The sequence below is a fragment of the Aurantibacter sp. genome, from assembly GCF_039941195.1.
In the GTDB taxonomy this organism is placed as follows: Bacteria; Bacteroidota; Bacteroidia; order Flavobacteriales; family Flavobacteriaceae; genus Aurantibacter_A.
Map to the genome: position 1 here is coordinate 36,154 of NZ_JBDVFA010000019.1, position 22,940 is coordinate 59,093.

General features: G+C 34.4%; 19 protein-coding genes and 1 tRNA gene. 15 read left to right on the forward strand and 5 right to left on the reverse strand.

Annotated elements, in window-relative coordinates:
* On the reverse strand, positions 1–1,494 hold the full coding sequence (locus ABJF52_RS03390; protein ID WP_348146314.1) for a potassium transporter TrkG: 1,494 nt from the start codon (positions 1,492–1,494) through the stop codon (positions 1–3).
* A 2-nt stretch (positions 1,495–1,496) separates the two neighbouring features.
* Positions 1,497–2,846 carry a Trk system potassium transporter TrkA gene (gene trkA, locus ABJF52_RS03395; RefSeq protein ID WP_348146317.1) on the reverse strand — a complete coding sequence of 450 codons (1,350 nt, stop codon included), beginning with the start codon at positions 2,844–2,846 and terminating at the stop codon, positions 1,497–1,499.
* A 242-nt stretch (positions 2,847–3,088) separates the two neighbouring features.
* Between trkA and ubiE the strand changes: the two genes are divergently transcribed.
* Together ubiE and ABJF52_RS03405 are read left to right on the forward strand one after the other, a co-directional pair.
* Positions 3,089–3,817 (forward strand): bifunctional demethylmenaquinone methyltransferase/2-methoxy-6-polyprenyl-1,4-benzoquinol methylase UbiE, encoded by a 729-nt coding sequence (ubiE, locus tag ABJF52_RS03400; RefSeq protein WP_348146319.1) that lies wholly within the window; start codon positions 3,089–3,091, stop codon positions 3,815–3,817.
* 4 nt (positions 3,818–3,821) lie between these two features.
* Positions 3,822–4,541 (forward strand): porin family protein, encoded by a 720-nt coding sequence (locus ABJF52_RS03405; protein WP_348146322.1) that lies wholly within the window; start codon positions 3,822–3,824, stop codon positions 4,539–4,541.
* A gap of 3 nt (positions 4,542–4,544) precedes the next feature.
* On the opposite strand, the gene ABJF52_RS03410 is transcribed toward ABJF52_RS03405, so the two are convergent.
* A complete protein-coding gene (locus ABJF52_RS03410; RefSeq protein WP_348146325.1) occupies positions 4,545–5,270 on the reverse strand; it encodes an RNA methyltransferase in 726 nt (241 codons plus the stop codon).
* 27 nt (positions 5,271–5,297) lie between these two features.
* Here ABJF52_RS03410 and ABJF52_RS03415 point away from each other — a divergent pair, with 27 nt between their 5' ends.
* The 13 genes from ABJF52_RS03415 (at position 5,298) to ABJF52_RS03475 (ending at position 22,207) form a co-directional block, all read left to right on the forward strand.
* Positions 5,298–7,901, forward strand: coding sequence for a BamA/TamA family outer membrane protein (locus ABJF52_RS03415; RefSeq protein WP_348146328.1), 2,604 nt, complete (start codon positions 5,298–5,300; stop codon positions 7,899–7,901).
* Positions 7,902–7,963: 62 nt separating this feature from the next.
* Complete coding sequence (fbaA, locus tag ABJF52_RS03420) at positions 7,964–9,031, forward strand: class II fructose-bisphosphate aldolase (protein WP_348146331.1); 1,068 nt, start codon at positions 7,964–7,966, stop codon at positions 9,029–9,031.
* 44 nt (positions 9,032–9,075) lie between these two features.
* The gene (gene accD / locus ABJF52_RS03425; protein WP_348146494.1) at positions 9,076–9,936 is read left to right on the forward strand and encodes an acetyl-CoA carboxylase, carboxyltransferase subunit beta; all 861 of its coding nucleotides are present in this window, start codon (positions 9,076–9,078) and stop codon (positions 9,934–9,936) included.
* Positions 9,937–10,099: 163 nt separating this feature from the next.
* Complete coding sequence (gene rpsO / locus ABJF52_RS03430) at positions 10,100–10,369, forward strand: 30S ribosomal protein S15 (protein WP_068482293.1); 270 nt, start codon at positions 10,100–10,102, stop codon at positions 10,367–10,369.
* A gap of 229 nt (positions 10,370–10,598) precedes the next feature.
* On the forward strand, positions 10,599–12,809 hold the full coding sequence (locus ABJF52_RS03435; RefSeq protein WP_348146334.1) for a polyribonucleotide nucleotidyltransferase: 2,211 nt from the start codon (positions 10,599–10,601) through the stop codon (positions 12,807–12,809).
* 164 nt (positions 12,810–12,973) lie between these two features.
* Positions 12,974–13,837, forward strand: coding sequence for a sigma-70 family RNA polymerase sigma factor (locus ABJF52_RS03440; protein WP_099573084.1), 864 nt, complete (start codon positions 12,974–12,976; stop codon positions 13,835–13,837).
* Between the two features lie 263 nt (positions 13,838–14,100).
* Complete coding sequence (locus tag ABJF52_RS03445; protein WP_348146338.1) at positions 14,101–15,549, forward strand: sialate O-acetylesterase; 1,449 nt, start codon at positions 14,101–14,103, stop codon at positions 15,547–15,549.
* A 12-nt stretch (positions 15,550–15,561) separates the two neighbouring features.
* On the forward strand, positions 15,562–15,813 hold the full coding sequence (locus tag ABJF52_RS03450; protein ID WP_348146341.1) for a VF530 family protein: 252 nt from the start codon (positions 15,562–15,564) through the stop codon (positions 15,811–15,813).
* Positions 15,813–16,268: a tRNA (cytidine(34)-2'-O)-methyltransferase gene (locus ABJF52_RS03455; protein WP_348146344.1), complete on the forward strand. Its 456-nt coding sequence runs from the start codon at positions 15,813–15,815 to the stop codon at positions 16,266–16,268. The genes ABJF52_RS03450 and ABJF52_RS03455 overlap by 1 nt, the downstream gene beginning before the upstream one ends.
* A 143-nt stretch (positions 16,269–16,411) precedes the next feature.
* Positions 16,412–19,066, forward strand: coding sequence for a c-type cytochrome (locus ABJF52_RS03460; RefSeq protein WP_348146346.1), 2,655 nt, complete (start codon positions 16,412–16,414; stop codon positions 19,064–19,066).
* Between the two features lie 137 nt (positions 19,067–19,203).
* The gene (gene rpe / locus ABJF52_RS03465) at positions 19,204–19,863 is read left to right on the forward strand and encodes a ribulose-phosphate 3-epimerase (protein WP_348146349.1); all 660 of its coding nucleotides are present in this window, start codon (positions 19,204–19,206) and stop codon (positions 19,861–19,863) included.
* Entirely contained in the window at positions 19,863–20,825 is a 963-nt protein-coding gene (locus ABJF52_RS03470) for a YpdA family putative bacillithiol disulfide reductase (protein ID WP_348146351.1), read from the forward strand. Before rpe ends, ABJF52_RS03470 begins: the two co-directional genes overlap by 1 nt.
* Positions 20,822–22,207 carry a BNR-4 repeat-containing protein gene (locus tag ABJF52_RS03475; RefSeq protein WP_348146354.1) on the forward strand — a complete coding sequence of 462 codons (1,386 nt, stop codon included), beginning with the start codon at positions 20,822–20,824 and terminating at the stop codon, positions 22,205–22,207. Before ABJF52_RS03470 ends, ABJF52_RS03475 begins: the two co-directional genes overlap by 4 nt.
* A gap of 188 nt (positions 22,208–22,395) precedes the next feature.
* On the opposite strand, the gene ABJF52_RS03480 is transcribed toward ABJF52_RS03475, so the two are convergent.
* Both ABJF52_RS03480 and ABJF52_RS03485 read right to left on the reverse strand, forming a co-directional pair.
* Positions 22,396–22,469 (reverse strand) — tRNA-Arg (locus ABJF52_RS03480).
* Positions 22,470–22,486: 17 nt separating this feature from the next.
* Complete coding sequence (locus tag ABJF52_RS03485) at positions 22,487–22,933, reverse strand: GatB/YqeY domain-containing protein (protein ID WP_348146357.1); 447 nt, start codon at positions 22,931–22,933, stop codon at positions 22,487–22,489.
* Between the last annotated feature and the right edge of the window lie 7 nt (positions 22,934–22,940).

The window sequence follows — 22,940 nt, forward strand, 5'->3', positions numbered from 1 at the left end:
TTACGTCTTTTTCCAGAAATAGGGAGTTAATAAAATTAAAACTGTAAAGAGTTCTAATCTCCCTAATAACATTAAAAATCCGCACCACCATTTGGCTGGTGCGGGTAATCCGCTAAAATTACTCACAGGGTTTAAGTCTCCAAAGGCCGGACCAACATTACCTAATGATGTTGCAGCGCCACCTATTGCTGTTACAAAATCAACACCCATCATACCAAGTACCATTGCACCAATAATAAATAGTAGCATATACAAAACAAAGAATGCTATTATATTATAAATAATATCCTGCCCTACGGATTTATTATTATAGCGTACTGGAATTATTGCATTCGTATGTAGTGTACGTTTAAATTCTAGAACTCCATTTTTAATAATTAATAAGTGTCGTATCACTTTAATTCCTCCAGCAGTGGAACCTGCAGAACCTCCCGCAAACATTAATCCGAAGAAAAACACAGTTAAAAATGGTGACCAGCTTGTAAAATCGGCAGTAACAAAACCAGTGGTAGTCACAACGGCTATGATTTGAAACAAGGCATGCCTAAATGAACTTTCTGCTTTTCCCCAAACCATTTCATAACCAGGAGTATCTATACTTAAATTTGCTTTAAAATAGATAACCAATGCAGCAATAATAGTGAATGCTAATACAAAACCGCCATAGTATCGAAATTCTTCATCTTTAAGAACGCGTTGTATCTTACCTTTAAACGCGAAATAACTCAACACAAAATTACTCCCAGCCAAGAACATAAAAATAATTATAATATACTGAATTATAGGCTGGTCGTTCCAATAAGCTACACTAGCATTTTTAGTAGAAAATCCACCAGTGGAAAGCGTTGCTAAAGAATGATTTATTGCATCGAAAAAATTCATTCCGGCCAATTTCAATAATAAAGTTTCTGCCAAAGTATACCCTACATAAATTAACCAAAGTCGTTTAGCAGTATCTGTAATTCTAGGATGTAATTTATCACCACTCGGACCAGGAGCCTCGGCTGCAAATAATTGCATCCCTCCTATGCCCAATAATGGTAATATGGCGATTGCCAATACTATAATCCCCATACCACCTATCCAATGAGTTAAACTACGCCAGAATAATATTCCTTCTGGCAACGCTTCAATATCATTTAAAATGGAAGCCCCGGTAGTGGTATAACCCGACATTGTTTCAAAAAAAGCATCTGTAATATCGGGAATAGCTTCAGAAAATAAATATGGTGTTATTCCTGAAATTGTCATTACCAACCAACCAAAGGTTACAATAATATAACCTTCTTTCTTTTTTACTACTTTTCTATGATCTTTGGTGTAATACATGGCAAGTATCCCAAGAAACAAAGTAGATAAGGCTGCGGTTAAAATACTTAGTGTTGCCCCATCATTATAAATACGACTAACCAATGTTGCCAAAAGCATAAAAAAGCCATTGCATAGCAGCAATAGCCCCATTAAATGAACAATAATTTTAACGTTCAAGCCCATGTTTAAAGAAAAAGTTTTTCAATTTTTGGTATCGCTTCAGGTAAGCAGCAAACCACTACCCTATCACCAGCTTGAATAAGAAAATCACCTAACGCAATCTTTCCAGTTTCCCCGCGAACTACACCGCCTATAGTAGCAGATTTAGGAAAATTAAGCTCACGAATAATTCGCCCTGTTACTTTTGACTTCGGTTTAACAACAAATTCTAGAATTTCAGCATTCAAACTATTCAATCGCATTAAAGCAACAACTTCACCTTTTCGAATATGTCTAAAAATATTATTTGCAGCTAGTAACTTTTTATTAATTAAAGTATCAATACCAATGGAATGAGAGAGTTGAAAATAATCCATGTTTTCAACTAAAGCGATGGTCTTTTTAATGTTTTTTGATTTTGCAACCAGACAAGACATTATATTTGTTTCAGAGTTCCCGGTTACAGCAATAAAAGCATCCATAGAATCCAAACTTTCTTCATCTAACAATTCAACATTTCTACCATCTCCATTAATAATTAAGGCATTAGGCAAATCATCTGCCAAATCAATTGATTTCTCTTTGCTTTTCTCAATCAACTTAACATTAAACTTACTTGCGCATAAATCTCTTGCAGTTTTAAAGCCAACTTTACTACCGCCTAAGATCATCACATTTTTAATATCCTCATTCCGCTTACCAGTAAGCTTATACAATTCATCTACACCTTCTTTAGTGGTAATAAAATAGACTTGATCACCAGGTTTAAAAATTGTATCACCACGTGGTATTAATGTACGTTGAGTACCTGTTCTTTTTAGAGCTATAGGCATAAAATTAAGCTCAGGAAAAATCTGTGCAGCTTCTTTAACACTTTTGCCAACAAAAGGAGCCAATTTAGGTAATGAAACACCTACCATTATTAATTTCCCTTCCTCAAATTCATAGGTATCATTGAAGCCAGATTTATTCAAAAGCATCTGAATTTCTGTGGCTGCCAATTCTTCTGGGGAAATTAATTCATCGATACCTAATTCTTCGAACTTTACAAGTTCTTTGTTATCAATAAACTCTGTATTAGATATCCTAGCAATAGTTCTATTACATCCCAATTGCTTCGCAAGCATACATAAGGTTAAATTTGTTGTTTCGGAAGATGTAACACCTATAACCATATCAGATTTTGCAACATCGGCATCCAACAACAAGGAAACAGAAGTAGCATCACCTCTAATTACTCTTATATCTAAATGCGCATCGGCATAGGCAAGACTTTCTTTATCGGTATCAATTAAAGTAATATTTTGTGATTCGAAAGAAAGTAATTTTGCTAAATGAAAACCCACTTCACCAGCTCCAGCTATTAAGATTTTCATCTCTAAACAATATTTTTTTTGATTCTGCGGTTCGTTCCCCGCTATTATTGTTTGTAATAAAACACTTTATCATAAGGTATTATCACAATCTGTACAATCAATTTTGCAGGCCAAAATTACGCAATTATTCCGTTTTCGTTATAAAAAACCCATTTATAATAAGTTGCTATTACTCAACCATAAACAGCATATAACAAACGTAAAATTGTGGGTATATCGTATCTTTGCACGAAAATTACTCAATGGCAGAAAAAGTTACACCATACAAAGATTCAGAATTAGGTAAGAAAGAACAAGTAACCCAAATGTTCGATACCATTTCGAAAAACTATGATGGACTAAACAGGGTAATTTCTTTTGGAATAGACATTAAGTGGCGAAAGCGTGTAGTTGCCATAATTTCGCAAAACAAGCCAAATTCAATCTTGGATATTGCAACTGGCACAGGTGACCTAGCTATTAATTTAGCGCAAACTGGGGCGAAAAAGGTGGTAGGGCTAGATATTTCTCAGGGTATGCTAGATATTGGCAAGCAAAAAATTAAGGAAAAAAATCTGGGCAATAAGGTTGAAATGATTTTAGGTGATAGTGAAAACCTTCCATTTGAAGAAAACTCTTTTGATGCAATTACTGTTGCATTTGGAGTTCGAAACTTTGAAACTTTAGAAAAAGGTTTGAAAGAAATTTACCGAGTATTAAAACCTAAAGGTACTTTTGTTGTTCTCGAAACATCAGTACCTACGAAGTTTCCGTATAAACAAGGTCACAAATTTTATACAAAATACATAATGTCTAGTATTGGCAGGATTTTTTCAAAAGACGCATCTGCATATGCTTACTTAAGTGAATCAGCATCGATTTTTCCTCATGGTGAAGATTTCAACAATATTTTGAGAAAAATGGGGTTTATAGGTGTAGAGAACAGACCTCAAACGTTTGGGGTCGCATCAATATATGTTGCCACAAAATAAACCAATGAAGTATTTTCTTTTTATATTATTTGGCACAATGCTGCTAAGTCAGCCTATAACTGCCCAGTTTAAGGAAAACCCAATACTTAATTTAGAGAACAAGGATAAGAAATTCTTGAACTATGGGTATTTCTTAGGATTTAATCAATATGATTTCAAATTCGACTACACGAATGACAGAGGCATAAATTTAACTGATATTCTAGTTGATAAATCCATGGGGTTTAATGTTGGTCTTATTGGAGAAATGAACATTAACGAATTTGTAGACATTCGCTTTGAACCAGGTTTAAACTATACACAAAGAACTTTAGGCTTCCCTGGCTTTGATAATACGGACGAAGGAAAAAGAGATGCTTTTAGAGATGTTAAATCTACTTATATCAATTTTCCTATTCTTCTAAAATTAAGCACAAGACGTTTTGGGAACTGGAAACCCTTTCTAATTGGAGGTGTATCCAGAACTTTAAACTTGGGTAGTAATGAAACAAGTTTAGATGATAATAGTAGTGGCACTTTTAGAATGAAAAAATGGGTGAACAATTATGAAATGGGATTTGGAATTGATTTTTATCTAGAATATTTCAAATTTACACCTTCTATTCGTGGTGTTTTTGCTATCAATGATGAATTAGTACGTGATAATGACGCTAATAGTCCATGGACTGGCAATGTTGATGCTATGCGTTCTCGCGGTTTATTTATTAATTTTACTTTCGAGTAAAACTCATCTACCTCTCCTAATTTCACTTAAGAAAATTGCGGTAGCAGTAGCTACGTTTAAACTTTCTGTAGTTGCGTATCCAAAATGCGGAATACTAATTCTATGATTACAGAGAGATTCAATCTTTTTAGAGATGCCATTTGCTTCATTTCCCATTACCAAAATACCTGAATTTAGAAATTCTTGTTTATAGCTATTTTTTCCATCCATAAACGTACCATATATTGGTTTTTCTACACTTCTTAAAACTTCAGATAAATCATCATAAACAACATTTACTCGAGCAATTGAACCCATTGTAGCCTGTAAAACTTTTGGATTATAACAATCAACTGTATTGGTTGAACATAGTAAATTAGGAATTCCAAACCAATCGCAAAGTCTAATTATAGTCCCCAAATTACCTGGATCGGAAACACCGTCAAGTGCAACAACCCAGTTTGAAAAGTCAATAATTTTTGTTTTAGGGATTTGAAAAACTCCTAGAACTTTATTCGGAGTTTTTAAATTACTAATTTGTTTTAACTCTTTTTCTGTAATTTGTTGAACAAGCGATTGATCCGTATCAAAAAGAGATAAATCCGTTGTATAAATTTGAAAATTTATAATATCAGATTCTAATAATTCTTTTACAGTCTTTACACCTTCTACTACAAAAAGTGAATGTTGAGATCGGTACTTTTTTTGTAGTAGACTTTTTATAAGTTTTATTTGGCTTTTAACAACCATGCAAATAATGTATTTTTGATTTTTAATATGTACAACCCCTCATGTTCTAGAGATAACTTTGCTAAAATAAGTCTATTATTTTTAGCCGTATTCTTGGCGTCATGTAATACCTTAAAACGTGTTGATGACAATGAACTATTAATTACAAAAAACACTATTTATGCTGACAGTCTTAAAGTTAGTAATGAGGATATAAATAGTTTAATAATTCAAAAGCCAAATAGTGCCTTATTAGGATATCCATTACGACTTAATCTATACAATCTAGCAAAAGAGAATCCCGATTCCTCTTATAATGCCTGGTTATATCGCAATGAAAAAAGGGAACAACGGTTAAACAAATTACTTTCTCAGAAACAAGTTCGTAGACTAGGTGAGTCTTTTGTTGCAAAAGGTGTTCACGAGTGGCTTAAAAAAATAGGAGAACCACCAGCGGTTATTGATACCACTCAAACTTTAAGAACATTAACAAGACTAAAAGCCTATTACCATAGTAAAGGTTATTTTAATAACGATGGTAATTTTACCATTGATAGTTTACCAAAGAAAAAACGTATTGGTGTCAATTATAATATTGATTTAGGCAAACCATATATGATTGACACTTTAATGCAAAAAATAAGTTCTCCCGCATTAGATTCCATATATCAACTACACACAAACGAGTCATTCGTAGTACCAGGGGAAAAATTTGATATTGACAATTTTAATAATGAGCGCGAGCGATTAACAACTTTATTTAGAAATACTGGTATTTATAATTTCCAAGAAAGTTCAATTTCTTACACCATAGAACGTGACACATTCGAATTTAGGAATGATCAGGGCATGGATATTCAATTAAACATTGAAGATCAAAGACGAAGAGGAGATGGTGTTGCAACTACATCACAATACGAAGTGCACCGCTTTAAAAACATAAACATACATACCGACTATGATTTTACCGGTGAAGAAAATGAAGAATTTATACGATATAAAGATTATACTATTTTCTATCGAGGCAAATTACGATTCAAACCTAAAACTTTAGCAAACGCAATTTTCTTTAATAAAGATAGTGTTTATAGAGATATTGATCGAGTTAGAACTAATAGGCAAATTGCAAACCTAAATGTATTTCGTTACCCCACGATATCTTATGATCAAGATCCGGAAAAACCTTCTGATTTAACAGCCAACATATACTTACAATCTAGACCTAAATATTCTTTAGGTTCAGATTTTGATATAAATCATTCAAACATTCAAAGAGTAGGATTAGCCTATAGTCCTTCTTTACAAGCGCGAAACATTTTTAAAGGTGCTGAAAACTTAAGTTTAACAGGAAGGTTGAGTATAGGAAATTCTCGAGACGAATCAATTATAGATAAGCAATTCTTTAATATTTTAGAGTTTGGAGCAGATTTAAATTTAAACTTTCCAAGAATTTGGTTGCCATTTATTAATACCGATAAAATAATTCCTAGTTACACCCTACCGCGCACTAGAATGTCTATTGGCGCTAGTGCACAGCAAAATATAGGTTTAGATAAACAAACTTTTAATACGGTTTTAGGGTACAATTGGACACCATCAGATTTTAAAAAACATAATGTTGAATTATTAAATGTACAGTTTGTAAGGAATGTAAATCAAGAACGGTTTTTTAATGTATACACGAATTCATTTTCTTCGTTAAATGATATTGCAACAAGTACAACATCGTATGATTATATTACAGTTGCACCGGAATTATTTGACATCGGTGAAGATATCGACGACACAGAATTAACAATTCCCGATGGTGCAAATGAATTCATTGCCCAAATCGAAAATGGTACTTTAGGTAGCACTTCAGATGATTATGCAGATGTAATTAACATTAAGCAAAGGCGAGACAGACTTACTCAAAACAACTTAATTTTTGCAACGAACTATACATTAAACCTTACGAATAGAAATGGTTTAACTGATAATCAATTTTATTCTTTTCGATTTAAAGTAGAAAGTGCAGGCAATTTACTTTCAGGTCTATCTTATCTTTTACCTTTTAGCGAAGATGACAATGGAGACTTATTAGTATTTAATGTTCCCTATTCGCAATACATAAAAACAGAATTCGATTATGTAAAATATTGGGATCTTTCAAAATCTCAAGTACTAGCCCTCAGAACCTTTTTTGGTATTGCTATCCCTTATGGTAATGCGGATAACATTCCTTTTGTTAGAAGTTATTTTGCTGGCGGTTCAAACGACATTAGAGCTTGGACCCCATATTCTCTAGGTCCCGGACGAACAGATGCAATAAACGATTTTAATGAAGCTAACCTAAAAATGGCAGCGAGTTTAGAATACAGATTTCCAATAGTTGGTGATATTAATGGTGCGCTTTTTGCTGATGCAGGTAATATCTGGAATGTTTTTGATAACGTTGAAGACCCTGACGCAACTTTTAATGGAATTAGTTCTTTAGGTGATATAGCGTTAGGTACTGGTTTTGGTGTACGGTATGATTTTACTTACTTTCTATTTCGATTAGATCTTGGTTTCAAAACATATAATCCTGCCGAGGAGATATCAAAACGATGGTTTAGGGACTATAATTTTGCTAATTCCGTACTTCAGATCGGAATCAACTATCCTTTTTAGCTATTCGTGTCTAGAGCTAAATATTTTATTACATTTGTCGCTTAACAAAAAAAGAAGAAAATATGTCCCATAATATAAAGGCAGGAGTTGCCACTGGCGATGAAGTACAAGCAATTTTCAACTATGCAAAAGAGAAAGGTTTTGCCTTACCCGCAGTAAACGTAATTGGTTCAGACACTATTAATGGTGTTTTAGAAACAGCTGCTAGTTTAAATTCGCCGGTAATAATTCAATTTTCAAATGGTGGAGCTCAATTTAATGCTGGAAAAGGTCTTTCAAATGAAGGGCAAAAAGCTGCAGTTGCAGGTGCAGTAGCTGGAGCAAAACATGTACATGAATTAGCAGAAGCATATGGGGCAACAGTAATTTTACATACAGACCACTGTGCAAAAAAATTACTTCCTTGGATAGACGGTTTATTAGATGCGAGTGAAAAACATTTCGCTGAAACTGGCAAATCACTTTTCAGTTCACACATGATTGATTTATCAGAAGAACCAATTGAAGAAAACATTGAAATTTGTAAAGGGTATCTTGAGCGCATGAGCAAAATGGGTATGACTCTTGAAATTGAGCTTGGAATTACAGGTGGTGAAGAAGATGGTGTTGACAATTCTGACGTAGACGATTCTAAATTATACACACAACCAGAAGAAGTAGCTTACGCATATGAAGAATTATCTAAGGTAAGTCCTAAATTCACTATTGCAGCAGCTTTTGGTAATGTTCATGGAGTTTACAAACCAGGAAACGTAAAATTAACACCAAAAATCTTAAAGAATTCTCAAGAATTTATTTCAGAAAAATATGGTGTTGAACACAATCATATCGATTTCGTTTTTCATGGTGGATCTGGATCTACAGTTGAAGAAATTAGAGAAGGAATTAGTTATGGTGTGATTAAAATGAATATTGATACAGATTTACAATATGCTTTTCTAGCGGGAGTAAGAGATTACATTCAAGGTAAAAAAGATTATCTTCAAGGTCAAATTGGAAATCCAGATGGAGCTGATGAACCTAACAAAAAGCATTACGATCCTCGTGTTTGGCTACGTGAAGGAGAAAAGACTTTTGTTGAGCGTTTAAAAAAGGCCTTTGAAGATCTTAATAATATTAATACCTTGTAAAAAGGAAATTTTCCCAAACTATTTAACCCTAAATAATGGATAACATGTCGTCGTGGTTTAAAAGGAAGGAAAAAGGAATTCAAACTGCTACTGAGGAAAAAAAAGACACTCCGAAAGGTTTATGGTATAAATCTCCAACCGGAAAAATAGTCGAATCTGAAGTTCTTGCACAAAATTTTTATGTAAGTCCGGAAGATGATTATCACGTCAGAATTGGTAGTAAAGAATACTTTGAAATACTTTTTGATGATAATAAGTTTAGAGAATTAGACGCAAAATTATCTTCGAAGGATCCCTTAAAATTTGAGGATACAAAGAAATATTCTGAACGTTTAAAGGCAGCTGAGAAAAAAACTGGACTCAAAGATGCCATAAGAACAGGTGTTGGCAAATCTTTAGGAAAAGATTTAGTTATATCTTGTATGGACTTTGCTTTTATTGGTGGATCAATGGGTAGTGTTGTTGGTGAAAAAATTTCACGTGCTATTGATTATTCTATTAAAAAGAAAATTCCATTTCTACTTATATCAAAATCTGGTGGTGCTAGAATGATGGAAGCAGCATTATCGTTAATGCAATTAGCAAAAACATCAGCTAAATTGGCACAATTGGCAGAAGCAGGCATTCCTTATATATCATTATGTACGGATCCTACAACTGGTGGTACTACGGCGTCATATGCTATGTTAGGTGATATTAATATTGCTGAACCGGGAGCATTAATTGGTTTTGCAGGGCCAAGAGTTGTAAAAGATACAACTGGTGCAGATTTACCGGAAGGTTTTCAATCCGCAGAATTCGTGCTAGAGCACGGTTTTTTAGATTTTATTGTACACAGAAAAAACCTCAAAACTAAAGTAAATCAATATATAGACTTAATTCAAAATAATCCAATACGTAAATAGAATACGTAATTTGGGTTAAAATAAAACAAGACACTTTTTTTACATATCAATAAGATATATAAAAAAAGTGTCTTTCCATTTAGAAAAACGCATAATAGTACTATATTTGCACGCTGATTGAGAATCAGTCAGATACATAATAATCATTTACAATAATATTTGCATGTACTTAACAAAAGAAGTAAAAGCCGAAATCTTTAAGAAACACGGCGGAAAAGCAGAGAACACAGGTTCTACAGAAGGTCAAATTGCATTATTCACACACAGAATCAATCATTTGACAGGACATTTAAAAAAGAATCATAAAGACTATAACACAGAACGTTCTTTAGTAAAACTAGTAGGTAAAAGAAGAAGTCTTTTAGATTATATGATAAAGAAGGATATTGTAAAATATCGTGAATTAATCAAAGAATTAGGTATTAGAAAGTAAATATTAAAATGGGGAAAGTTAGCTTTCCCCATTTTTAAATTATGCTGAATTCATTTTAGCATAGGAATATTTTAGTAAAAGTCCTTAGTAATGTAAGGCAAATTAAAAGCTACTTATAGTTTTTCATTGGTCAGTGCCAACGGCACATACAGCAACACAACCTTCCGGCCTCAACATCCGGATGACCATTGTTTAACAGTCTGCCCATTGGCAGATACAAATCAATTTTATGATTCCAAAAGTATTTAGAGAGGTCATAGACCTTGGTGACGGTAGAGAAATTTCTATCGAAACTGGAAAATTGGCAAAACAGGCACATGGCTCTGTTGTTGTTCAATCTGGTAAATGTATGTTATTATGTACAGTAGTATCGAACTACAAACAAAGTGACGTAGACTTTTTACCACTTACGGTAGACTACCGTGAAAAATTTGCTGCCGCTGGTCGTTACCCAGGTGGTTTCTTCAAAAGAGAAGCAAGACCAAGTGATGGTGAAGTTTTAACTATGCGTTTAGTGGACCGTGTATTGCGTCCGCTTTTCCCAAAAGATTATCATTCCGAAACACAGGTAATGATTCAATTAATGTCTCATGATGATGACGTAATGCCTGATGCAATGGCTGGTTTAGCAGCATCAGCTGCAATACAACTTTCAGATTTTCCATTTGAATGTGCTATTTCTGAAGCAAGAGTAGGTCGTGTAAACGGAGAATTCGTTATCAACCCTACAAGAGCTCAATTAGCAGAATCAGACATCGATATGATGATTGGCGCTTCTGCTGATTCAGTTATGATGGTAGAGGGCGAGATGGATGAAATTTCTGAAGAAGAAATGACTGAAGCTATTAAATTCGCTCATGAAGCTATAAAAGTTCAATGTGCTGCTCAATTAAAATTAGCAGAAGCATTCGGTAAGAAAGAAGTTCGTGAATATGAGCCAGAAAGAACTGATGAAGAATTAGCAAAAAAAGTTCATGACTTAGCATACGATAAAGTTTATGCTGTTGCAAAAGCAGGTTCTGCTAAGCATGAAAGAAGCGCTGCATTCGGCGAAATCAAAGAAGAGATTAAAGCAACTTTCTCAGAAGAGGAATTAGCTGATTTTGGCGGATTGGTTTCAAAATACTACAGCAAAGCTGAAAAAGCAGCTGTAAGAGATTTAACATTAAATGAAGGTTTACGTTTAGATGGACGTAAAACTAATGAGATTCGTCCTATTTGGTGTGAAGTAGATTATTTACCCTCTACTCACGGTTCTGCTATCTTTACACGTGGAGAAACACAAGCATTGGCTACAGTTACTTTAGGTACATCTAGAGATGCCAATAAAATAGACATGCCATCTTACGAAGGTGAAGAGAATTTTTATTTACATTATAACTTCCCTCCTTTTTCTACTGGTGAAGCAAGACCTATTCGAGGAACATCTCGTAGAGAAGTTGGCCATGGAAACCTTGCACAAAGAGCGTTGAAAGGAATGGTACCTGATGACTGTCCGTATACGGTACGTGTAGTTTCAGAAGTTTTAGAATCTAACGGTTCATCTTCGATGGCTACTGTTTGTTCTGGTACTATGGCAATGATGGATGCAGGTGTTCAATTGAAAAAACCAGTTTCTGGTATTGCAATGGGACTAATATCCGATGCTGATTCTGGAAAATACGCTGTACTTTCTGATATTTTAGGTGATGAAGATCACTTAGGAGACATGGACTTTAAAGTAACAGGTACTGCCGACGGTATTACTGCTTGTCAAATGGATATTAAAGTAAAAGGTCTTTCTTATGAGATTTTAGTAAATGCTTTAAATCAAGCTAAAGAAGGTCGTTTACATATTCTTACAAAATTAACTGATACTATTGCAGCGCCAGCTTCAGATGTGAAACCGCATTCTCCTAAAATGGTAACCCGTATCATTCCTAATGAATTTATAGGTGCACTTATCGGACCAGGAGGAAAAGTAATTCAAGAGCTTCAAAAAGAAACGGGTACAACTATTGTTATTAACGAAGACCCTGTTACTGAAGAAGGAATCGTTGAAATATTAGGTACAGATCAAACAGGTATTGATGCCGTTATAACTAAGATTGATTCATTGATGTTCAAACCTCAGATGAATGAATCATATAAGGTTAAAGTAATAAAAATGTTAGATTTCGGTGCTGTTGTTGAGTATCTTGATGCTCCAGGCAACGAAACATTATTACATGTATCTGAGTTAGCTTGGGAACGTACGGAAAACGTTTCTGATGTTGTTAATATGGGTGATGAGTTTGAGGTAAAGTATTTAGGTACTGACCCTAGAACTCGTAAAGAGAAAGTTTCTCGCAAAGCTTTATTAGAAAAACCAGAAGGTTTTGTAGAAAGACCACCACGTAGAAATAATGATCGAAGAAATGATCGTCGAGATAATCGTGATCGTAAACCTCGAAGAGATTAATAATTACCTTTATTCAATTTTAAAGACCCCAGATGCCATTGGCAAATGGGGTTTTTTGTACCGTTTAACTATTATTTAAAGTTTTTTTCCTCATTTTGTAACATTTCTCAAGTTTCTACGTATAAGTATATGCAGTCTATGCAATATGAATTTAATCCCCGTACATGAGACAGCTTAAAATTACAAAACAGGTCACCAACAGGGAGACCGCATCTTTGGACAAGTACTTGCAAGAAATCGGCAAAGTAGACTTGATTACAGCAGATGAAGAAGTAGAATTGGCACAACGTATCAAGGCAGGCGACCAGATCGCTCTTGAAAAACTAACAAAGGCCAATCTTCGATTCGTTGTATCAGTTGCCAAGCAGTACCAAAACCAGGGCCTTACTCTGCCGGACTTAATCAATGAAGGAAACTTAGGATTGATAAAAGCGGCACAACGTTTTGATGAAACTCGTGGTTTCAAATTTATTTCTTACGCAGTTTGGTGGATTCGTCAATCTATCTTACAAGCGTTAGCAGAACAATCTCGTATTGTTCGTTTACCATTAAACAAAATTGGATCTATCAACAAGATCAACAAAACTTTTGCCTTTTTAGAACAAGCGCATGAACGTATGCCTTCTCCTGAAGAAATTGCGAAAGAATTGGATATGACTGTTGATGATGTTAAACAATCTTTGAAAAATTCTGGTCGTCACGTATCTATGGATGCACCATTAATTGACGGGGAGGATTCTAACCTTTACGATGTACTTCGTAGTGGAGAGTCTCCAAATCCAGACAAAGAATTGTTACATGAATCTTTGCGTACTGAAATTGAGCGCGCATTAGAAACATTGACTCCTCGTGAGGCAGACGTTATTCGTTTGTACTTCGGTTTAGCGGGTCAACATTCTATGACTTTAGAAGAAATTGGTGAAACTTTTGATCTTACAAGAGAAAGAGTTCGTCAAATTAAAGAAAAAGCGATTCGTAGATTAAAGCATACCTCAAGAAGTAAAATCTTGAAAACTTATCTTGGATAGACAAAATACAAAATGTTAAAAATGCTTTGATTGTATTTTTGGCATATTAATTGTAATTTGTACAACGTAACAACAGTTTATCATGACTGTTCGTTTTTTGATTGATGAATAAACTCCGGCTGATTACCGGAGTTTTTTCATTTATGGTTATTACATTGGTATAAATTCCTATTTTTATAAATACTACTATAAAATATAGGGAAGTATTATAGGCTTAATTTTTAATTTCAGCTTATAATTAGTAAAATTCAAAAACCAAACTAATGACCAAAACTCGATTTTTATTTTTATTTGTTATCTCACTAATGTTCAGCACACCCATTACTGCTGAAATAAAACTTCCCGCTATTGTTTCATCTCACATGGTATTGCAACGTAATACAAAAGTTATTCTTTGGGGATGGGCAGATCCCAATGAAAGAATTATCATAAATACATCTTGGTTGAATGAAACGCTTTATTCGAAAACAGATAAAGAAGGAAATTGGAAGCTAGAGCTACAAACAACTAACAGCAAAAAAGCTCAAACAATAAAAATAAAAGGCAACGAATCTGAAATTCTATTGGAGGATATCTTATTCGGAGAAGTTTGGCTTTGTTCTGGCCAATCGAACATGCAACAACCATTAAATGGGTATACGGGTCAACCAACTTTCGGCGCATTGGAAGCTATAACAACATCCAAAAATCCAAATTTAAGATTATTTACCGTTGAAAGATTAGGTGCAAAAGAACCTATAAAAAATGTAGAAAAATATGTTGAATGGCAATCTGCTAGTCCTGAAAATGTAAGTGAATTTAGTGCAATCGCTTTTTTTTATGGGCAACAATTGCAAAAAATACTGGATGTTCCAGTAGGAATGATTCACACTTCATGGGGGGGCAGTAGTGTGCAAGCCTGGTTAAGCAAAGATAAAATGGAATCATTTGAAAAAGTAGACCTTAGTGCGGTCAATATTACCAAAGGTACAAATCACATACCAACCGCTTTATACAATGCAATGATACACCCACTTATACCGTACACTATTAAAGGCGCATTATGGTACCAAGGAGAGTCAAACAGAAATGAACCACATAAATACAAAGAACTTTTCCCAGCTATGGTAGAAGATTGGCGGACCAAATGGAATATAGGTGATTTCCCTTTTTACTTTGTACAAATTGCACCTTATTTATATGGTGATAATGAAGTATTCACTACTTCGGCAAATTCTGCCTTTATTCGCGAAGTACAATTACAATGTTTAGATTTAATTGCAAATTCTGGAATAGCGATAACAATGGATATTGGTGAAGCCGAATGCATTCACCCAGCCAAGAAGAAAGAAGTGGCTGACCGATTATTGTATAATGCACTAAACAAAACCTATGGATTTTCAACAGTAGATTACAAAGGGCCTTTATATAAATCTCACGAGATAAAGGAAGACGGTGTTATATTAAGTTTTGAAAATGCAGAAACTGGTTTGTATTCTTTCAAAGGTTTAAAAGGATTCGAAATTGCAGGAGAGGATAAAGTATTTTATCCCGCTGAGGCTAAAATTATTGATCGCAAATTTGTATTTGTAACAAGCAAACAAGTACCATCACCAAAAGCTGTTAGATATGCATGGCGCAATTGGATAGAAGGTACACTGTACGACACGTATCTTTTACCTTCTTCTTCATTTAGAACAGACAATTGGGACGAAGCGTTTAAGGCCAATTAAATTAATTAGAAATTGAAAAACAATATTAATAAACAAATAAAAACTCCTAAGCAGCAACTTAATAATCCCCTCCATGGTGTAAAATTGCTTGACATATTAGAATTTCTCACTGAAAAATATGAATGGGAGGATCTTGCTGGCCAAGTAAACATTAAGTGTTTTAAAAGTAATCCATCTATAAAATCATCATTAAAATTCTTACGTAAAACTCCTTGGGCGCGGGAAAAAGTTGAACATTTATATTTAAAATCAATAGATAAATAATGGGGTTGAATATTGTATTAGTAGAGCCAGAGATTCCCAACAATACAGGAAATATTGGCCGTTTAGCTCTGGCAACAGATTCAACACTACATCTTGTAAAACCATTTGGATTTGAAATAAATGATGCCCGCTTAAAACGTGCAGGTTTAGACTATTGGAAACACATTTCCCTTTTTATTTACGAAAACATCGAAGAATTCTACGCGATGAATAAAGATAAAAATATGGTGTACTTTTCGAGCCATGGTTCGAAAAATCATTGGTCAATATCTTTTAAAGAAGACATGTATTTAGTCTTTGGAAAAGAATCCGTTGGCTTATCAGAAGAAATATTAAACAACAATTCTAAAGAGTTGTATAAAATTCCATTATACAGCAAACATATTCGAAGTTTAAATTTAGCAAATTCTGTCGGAATTACTGTTTATGAAGGGTTGCGACAATTAAAATCATAATTAACCTTTTTTAAGACTACAAAAGAATATTACATTCAATTTAGAATTGGTTATAAATTTATCAAACTCCAATCTTAACATAGTTTTCTAACCTTTTGGTCAAATTATTTTTGGTATCTTCAAGTTCGAAAAATTTATAAAGAATGAAGACGACCAAACTCCTATTTTTATTATTAATTATTATTTTTTCTTGTAAAAAAGAAGACAAAAAAACCAATGAATCAGCTGAGCTAAATACCGTAGTTCTGGATAGCATTACAATCAATCTTCCTTCAGGTTTCGAACTTGAAGAATTATACAGTCCCAGCGATCATGAACAAGGCTCTTGGGTTGCATTAGCTCAAGGTCCTGAAAACAAAATGTTTGCATGTGACCAATATGGTAAAATATATCAATTTAATGCTCCTGCAGCTGGTAGCACTATAAAAGCCACCGATGTTAAACCTCTAAACCTTCCTATTGGTGAAGCGCATGGTTTACATTGGGCATTTAACAGTTTATATGTAGCCGTTAACAAAAGATGGCAAGATGATGTGCCAGACGATGAAGAATATGGTAGTGGTATATATCGACTTACTGATTCTGATAACGATGGTGAATTAGATAAAATTGATTCACTCTTAAAATTAGATGGTGCTGGTGAACATGGACCACATAGTTTTTTAACCTCACCTGATGGCAAAGAATTATATTTCATTGCTGGAAATCATGTATTAGTTCCAGATGTTGTTAAAGCAAAAACAAGACTTCCCTCTAATTGGGGAGAAGATAACCTATTCACACCTTATCTTGATGCACGTGGACATGCTAATGATATAAAGGCTCCAGGGGGTTGGATAGCTAAATTTAATCCTGAAGGAACAGATTGGGAATTGATTTCAGCAGGTTATAGAAATCCGTTTGATATGGCTTTTAATAAAGACGGGGAATTATTTGCTTACGATGCAGATATGGAATGGGACATAGGAATGCCTTGGTACAGACCAACACGGATTTGCCATGTTACGAGTGGAAGTGAATTTGGATGGAGAACAGGGTCTGGAAAATGGCCAGCGTATTACCCAGATGCTTTACCAGCAGTTCATAATTTAGAGCAAGGTTCGCCAACAGCCGTTTTAGCCGGTGACCGATTAAATTTCCCTTCAAAATATGATGAAGGAATATTAATTATGGATTGGAGTTTTGGGACCATTTATTTTATTGACCTAAAACCAGAAGGCAGTACTTACACAGGTAGCAGAGAGGAGTTTTTATCCGGTACTCCCCTACCCTTAACTGATATGATAGCCGGTGCGGATGGTAATTTATATTTTGCAACGGGGGGTAGAAGAATAGATTCACACTTTTACAGACTTAAATATATTGGAGGTGATACTGAGAAAGCTGCATTAACTGAAAATACTGTAGGTAAAGAAGCGCGAGAATTAAGACGTAGTATTGAAAAATTTCACTCAGAACAATCTGCAGAGGGCATTGTACTTGCATGGGATAATTTAAATAGTGATGACAGGTTCATACGCTATGCTTCCAGAGTTGCCTTAGAACACCAACCAATAGCCGATTGGCAACAACGTTTTTTTGACGAAAAAAATCCAACTAAAATTGTAGAAGCAAGTATTGCTTTAGCTCATCAAGGAAATAAAAATTTACAATCAAAGATTTTAGAGAAGCTCAATCAATTAAATTTAGAAACCCTAACACAAAAAGATCAAATTGATATTTTACGTGCATATGAGCTTTTATTTATTAGAATGGGAGAACCGAATAATGCATCTAGAATTGCAACTGGAAAAAAGTTAAACACTTACTTTCCTCATGCTAACAATACAGTAAATAGAGAATTAGCACAAGTTTTATTGTTTCTAAAAGCTGATGGTGCAACAGAAGGTTTAGTAAATCTTCTTGAAAAACATGCTAAAGAAAAAACTATTACTGAAGGTGTTGAAATGCTCTCTGAAGAAGCTTCAATGCGAAGTGAACAATATGGTCCATTAATTAGAGATGTAATAGCAAAAATGCCACCGAGTGAATCTATTTATTATGGTATGCTTTTAAGTCATGCTGAAGTGGGATGGACAAAAGAATTGCGCGAAAAGTATTTCAAATGGTTTTTTGATGTAATGAGTTCTAAAGGAGGAATGAGTTTTAAAGCATACATTGAAAATGTAAGGCAAGAAGCTATGGCAAAGGTTCCAAGTAACGATAAAGAGTATTTTGAAGAAATATCAGGCATTTATTCACCAGCAGATGATTTGGCGGACTTGCCGGATCCAATAGGCCCTGGAAAAGCATATACTATGCCTCAAGCAAGAGCTGCATTTAGTGCTCATAGCAATCCATATAAAGGGTCAATTGAAGATGGAGTGAGAGCCTATAAAGCAGCCCTTTGTATTACTTGTCATAGAATGAAAGGTGAAGGCGGAGCTACTGGTCCGGATTTAACACAAATGCATACAAAATTTAGCAGCTACGATTTAACCTTCGCTTTGGTCAGTCCTAGTGAAGAAATTTCTGATCAATATTCAAATACAATCTTTTACACAAAAGACGGTAAAAAAGTAATTGGTCGTTTGATTTCGGAAGAAGGCGATTCTTTAAGTATCATGCCAAATGCTTACAATCCTTCATACACCCTTAAATTAGCAAAAACAGATGTTGATAAACAAGAATTATCACCGGTATCACCAATGCCTCCAGGTTTAATAAATAGATTAAATGAGCAAGAGCTTACAGATCTTTTTGCCTATTTATTATCAGGTGGAGATAAAAATCATAAGATTTATACTGGAGATAAATAAACTTGTTTATTTTAAAAAGTCAATAAAATCGCCTTATTTTACCTTAAAGGAAGATCAGGCGATTTTCATCATTTAAGAAAAAGGTTTAAACATTCCATTTTGGAATAGACCTTTTTGAAATAATTAAGAGTATTAAAATGAGTAATACAAAAATAGCACCTTCATTACTTGCTGCTGATTTTGGCAATCTACAACGTGATGTTGAAATGGTAAATGATAGTACAGCCGATTGGCATCATTTAGATATTATGGATGGAGTATTTGTTCCCAACATCTCTTATGGAATGCCGGTTGTAAAAACTATACATCAGCATGCCACAAAACCTTTAGATGTGCACTTAATGATAGTGGACCCAGACCGGTATATTGAAACATTCGCCAATTTGGGCGCAGCTAATCTTACAGTACATTATGAGGCATGTACTCACTTGCACAGAACACTTCAAGCAATTAAAAGTGCTGGCATGAAAGCTGGTGTGGCTATGAATCCACATACCAATATAGGTTTATTGGAAGATATTATAAACGATGCAGATTTAGTCTGTTTAATGAGTGTGAACCCTGGGTTTGGCGGACAATCTTTTATTGAAAACACTTATAATAAGATTAAAGATTTAAAAGCATTAATTAATAGAAAAGGTGCAAAGACCTTAATTGAAATCGATGGTGGGGTAACATCTAAAAACGCTAAAGCACTTGTTGATGCTGGGGCTGACGTTTTAGTAGCCGGAAGTTTTGTTTTTAAGAGTCAAAGTCCAACTAAAACAATTAGTGAACTAAAAGAAATTACAAGTTAATGAATGAGTATGATGTTGTAATAGTAGGTGGCGGACCTATTGGTATTGCTTGTGCACTTGAAGCAAAGAAAAACGGACTAAATTATGTTATTATAGAAAAAGGACCAATTGTAAATTCACTTTATAATTATCCGAAAAACATGCAATTTTTTTCTACTTCAGAGCGGTTAGAGCTAGATAATATTCCTTTTATAAGTACAGAAGCTAAGCCAAAAAAAAATGAAGCTCTAGAATACTACCGAAGAATTGTAACTACAAATAATATTAGTATTAATCTTTTTGAATTAGTAGAATCGGTTACTAAGGATGGTAATATTTTTAAAATCAAAACTAGTAAGAATACTTACACATCAAACAATGTTATAATCGCTACTGGCTTTTACGATTTGCCAAATAAGATAAATGTTCCTGGTGAAGATTTACCCAAGGTATCGCACTATTATAACGATCCACATTATTTTTCGGGACAGAAAGTAGCCATTTTAGGAGCCAGCAATTCAGCAATAGATGCCGCATTAGAATGTTGGCGAAAAGGTGCTGAAGTTTCACTAATTGTACGTGGGCCCGAAATTGGGCATCGTGTAAAGTATTGGGTACGACCCGATATTATAAATAGAATTGAGGAAGAAAGTATTACTGCATATTACAATTCTACTGTTACGGAAATTACAGAAAGTAATGTTATTATAAACACACCTAGTGGGCAGATTACACTAAAAAACGATTTTGTTCTTGCGTTAACCGGATACACACCAAATTTTGATTTCCTCCTTAAAATGGGAATTACACTTTCAGAAGACGAAAAACGACTTCCTAAATACAATCCGGAGACTATGGAGACTAATATAGAAAGACTCTATTTGGCTGGTGTTGTTTGTGGAGGAATGGAAACCCATAAATGGTTTATTGAGAATTCGAGAATTCACGCGAAACAAATAATGAAAAATATTGTTAAAGATTGAGAACACTAATAATTATATTTATATGCCTTACAGTTGGTCATAGTAATGGTCAAGAGTTATCTAACACAAAAATTGATGGCTATAAAGGCATTTGGTTTGAATTAAATCAGAAATATGAATTTGGAGATAAATATTCTGGTGCGCTAAGCACATACACTGCAAAGCATGTTCCGTTAGCCATCTATTCCAAAGCGGTTGATAAAACTTTTTTTGTCTATGGGGGAACTACCTCAAAAGATGAAAAATATTTATTGTGCATGATTGGAGAATACAACCATAAAACGGGTATGGTTTCCAAGCCAACGGTAGTTTATGACAAACAGGGAGTGAACGACCCTCATGACAATCCGTCATTATTAATTGACAATAATGGGTTTATTTGGGTTTTTATTAGTGGACGTGGAAAAAAGCGACCTGGTTTTAAATACAAAAGCACAAAGCCATATTCGATAGACGAATTTACTAAGATAACAGAGGAAGAAATGACCTACCCTCAACCTTGGAAAACAAAAGATGGGTTCTTTCATTTTTTTACAAAATATACAGGCGTTCGACAATTGTATTTCGAAACAAGTATAGATGGAAAGACTTGGACAGAAGATAAAATGTTAGCAGCTATTCCCATAAATGAGGGTGAAAAATCCGGACATTATCAAACTAGTAATACGTTTGAAAATAAATTAGTTGGAACTTTTTTTAATAGACACCCAAACGGGAATGTAGACAAACGCACAGATCTTTATTACATACAATCTAAAGACTTTGGCGACACTTGGACCAGTATTGAAGATAAACAATTACAACTACCTATTAAAACACTAGAAAGTGATGTTAGAGTCGAAGATTATGCCGCTTCAAATAAGAATATATATGTAAAAGACATGGGTTTTGATAGTAATGGCAACCCAGCTTGTTTATATATTAGAAGTAATGGGCATGAACCTGGACCAAAAAGTGCACCTTATGAATGGTGCGTAACTAAATGGAATGGAACTACTTGGAAAACTTCGGTAGTAACCACTTCAGACCATAATTATGATATGGGTAGTCTTTTTATTGACAACGATAATTGGAGTGTTGTTGGTCCAACCGAAAAAGGTCCACAAGCTTGGGGTGTTGGTGGTGAATTAGCAATTTGGACATCAAAAAATAGAGGTAATACATGGATCAAACAAAGAACATTAACCAGTAATAGTAAACTGAGTCATTCTTACGTCCGCCGCCCAGTTGACAATAAAGCTCCTTTCGACTTTTTCTGGTCTGACGGAGATTCACATGCTTTTAGTAAATCGGAATTATATTTTGGCAATTTTAACGGTAACATTTGGAAACTGCCTTATGATATGACAAAAGATTATCTAAAACCCATTAAAGTAAAATAACCATTTAAGTTTTTAAATAAGCATTTAGGAGGTAAATCCGCTTCGAAAATCAAAGTTCAAGCAAGCTTGATTAATCTTTTTAAGGGATTGGCTGCGCCTTTCCCTTAAAGCTACGCTTTGAAAATCAAAACACCACTCTTACAAATTCAAGCAAGCTTGATTTGACAAGTGGTGTTTTGATTTATTCGTGACCGCGAAGGGATTCAAACCCCCAACCCTCAGAGCCGAAATCTGATGCGCTATTCAGTTGCGCCACGCGGCCTTTAATTTATTAATCCGCTAAGATAATTTATTCTTAACTATCGTAGAAATAGTTTTTCCATCTGTTTTACCAGCTAATTCTTTTGAAACCATACCCATAACCTTACCCATATCTTTCATACCTGAAGCTCCAGTAGCTGCAATAGTTTTTACCACAACTTTTTCAACCTCTTCCGTTGTTAATTGCTCCGGTAAAAATTGTTCGATTACGGCAACTTGTGCCAACTCAGGTTCAGCAAGATCAGCACGACCTTGTTTATTGAATATGGCGGCACTATCTTTTCGTTGCTTAACTAATTTCTGAATCAATTTCACTTCATCGTCCTCCGATAAAGCTCCTGCTCCACTTTCGGTATTCGCTAATAACAAAGCTGATTTAATAGCTCTTAATGATTCTAATGCAACGCTATCTTTAGCTTTCATAGCAGCCTTCATTTGCTCCATTACATCTTGTTGTAAACCCATAACTATT